The 1,890-nt window shown below is 58.4% G+C and carries 2 protein-coding genes and 1 pseudogene; all 3 read left to right on the top strand.

The window, feature by feature from the left end; translation table 11 throughout:
* Positions 1-41 precede the first annotated feature (41 nt).
* A complete protein-coding gene (pyrR, locus tag AC2VLY_RS05555; RefSeq protein ID WP_486893409.1) occupies positions 42-551 on the top strand; it encodes a bifunctional pyr operon transcriptional regulator/uracil phosphoribosyltransferase PyrR in 510 nt (169 codons plus the stop codon).
* Positions 548-1,546, top strand: coding sequence for an aspartate carbamoyltransferase catalytic subunit (locus tag AC2VLY_RS05550; RefSeq protein WP_300249889.1), 999 nt, complete (start codon positions 548-550; stop codon positions 1,544-1,546). The genes pyrR and AC2VLY_RS05550 overlap by 4 nt, the downstream gene beginning before the upstream one ends.
* Positions 1,539-1,890, top strand: a pseudogene (locus tag AC2VLY_RS05545) (dihydroorotase); the annotation flags it as partial. The gene AC2VLY_RS05550 and the pseudogene AC2VLY_RS05545, both read left to right, overlap by 8 nt.

Below are 1,890 nucleotides of genomic sequence, written 5' to 3'. Positions count from 1 at the left end.
TGTGAAATTCTCCAGACTTTTCAGGATGTCGGAGCCATGCAATGAATGCAGACTGGGATGTGACAACACTGCTGGAAGGAATGGTTCGGGATTTGCGTCCGCATGTAGACCCGGAGCAGACCGCCATGATTGGTATATTTACGGGCGGTGTCTGGATAGCCCAGGCGCTGCACCGCGCCCTGGGGCTGAAAACGGCGCTGGGGCAGCTGGATATTTCTTTCTATCGGGATGATTTCAGTCAGATTGGTCTGCACCCGCAAGTCCGGGCGTCGGATATTCCCTTTGCTGTGGACGGTCGCTCCATCGTTCTGGTGGATGACGTGCTCTATACGGGGCGTACCATCCGCGCCGCCATGAACGAAATATTTGATTATGGCCGACCGGCAAACATTCTCCTGGCCGTACTGGTAGATCGCGGTGGGCACGAAGTCCCGGTGGCGGCCGACATTGCTGCCCTGCGCCTCAATGGCGCGGCGGGTGGACAAATCAAACTCCGGGGCCCCGATCCGCTGCGTCTGGAATTGCTGACATCGCCAAGGACGGCTTCATGAGTTTTTCTACTTTCCGTTTTGGTGATGGTAATCCTCAATATGACGCCCAGGGTCGTCTCCGCCATCTGCTTAATACCGAAGGGCTGCGTGAACCCGAAATGCTGCAGATTCTGGATACGGCCGAATCCTTCCTCAGCATCGCGCAGCGCAGTGTCAAAAAAACCCCGACGCTCCGGGGCAAAACCATCGTCAATCTGTTTTTTGAGAACAGCACACGCACGCGGAGCACCTTTGAGCTGGCAGCCAAACGCCTCTCCGCCGATGTTTTGAATATTGCGGTCAGTACCAGCAGTGCCAGTAAGGGCGAATCCCTGATCGACACGGTGGATAATCTTATGGCCATGCAGGTGGATGGTTTTGTGATTCGCCATCCGGAAGCCGGAGCCGCGCATCTGATCGCCCGGCATCTGGGAGACTCGGCGCTGGTGATCAATGCAGGTGATGGCCAGCATGCCCATCCGACCCAGGCCTTGCTGGATGTATTCACGATTCGGCGTCTGGCCGGACCCATTGAAGACCGGGTCGTGGCTATTGTGGGTGATGTCCTGCATTCGCGGGTGGCGCGTTCCCAGATTCATGCCTTGTCGATTCTCGGTTGCCCGGAAATCCGGGTCATCGGACCACAAACCCTGGTTCCCAAAGAACTCTCCGCGCTGGGGGTGCATGTCTACCACGACCTGCAGGCAGGATTGCGCGGTGTCGATGTCATTTGTGCCCTGCGATTGCAGAAGGAACGCATGGAGTCCCATCGTCTGCCCAGTCTGGATGAATTTCATCGCCGATTTGGCCTGACTCCGGAGCGCTTGCAGTGGGCGCAGCCTGATGCGCTGGTCCTGCATCCGGGGCCCATGAATCGCGGCGTGGAAATTGCCTCGGAAGTGGCAGACGGTCATCAGGCCGTGATTTTGCAACAGGTTGCACACGGTCTCGCCGTGCGTATGGCGGTATTGACGCTCCTGGCGGGTGCTGCGGGCGGAGGCGAAAACCATGCGTAGAATCATCCGCAATGTCCGCGTCATGGATCCCGGCGATGGTTTTGATGCAGTAACCGACCTGGCCATTGTCGCTGGAAAAATCGCTGTACGGGGTGCTGTCGCTGAGGATTTTCGGGAGGATGAAATTCTCGATGGTACAGGCTTGGTAGCTTGCCCGGGGCTGATAGAAAGCAGCTTGCAGGCGCATAGTCCCGGTCATGGACGCGATGGCGATCTGGCCAGCGAGCTACAGGCCGCCGTGGCGGGTGGGGTGACGCAGGTCGTGCTGCGTCCGGATACCCAGCCCGTTGCCGATACCCCTGCCGTCCTCCGGGAGCAGCAACTGTTGGCTGAAAAGCTGGCTC

The sequence above is a fragment of the Acidithiobacillus sp. TH-A36 genome, from assembly GCF_057473445.1.
The sequence above is the reverse complement of the archived record's forward strand: the minus strand, read 5'-3'. Positions and strand labels throughout refer to the sequence as shown.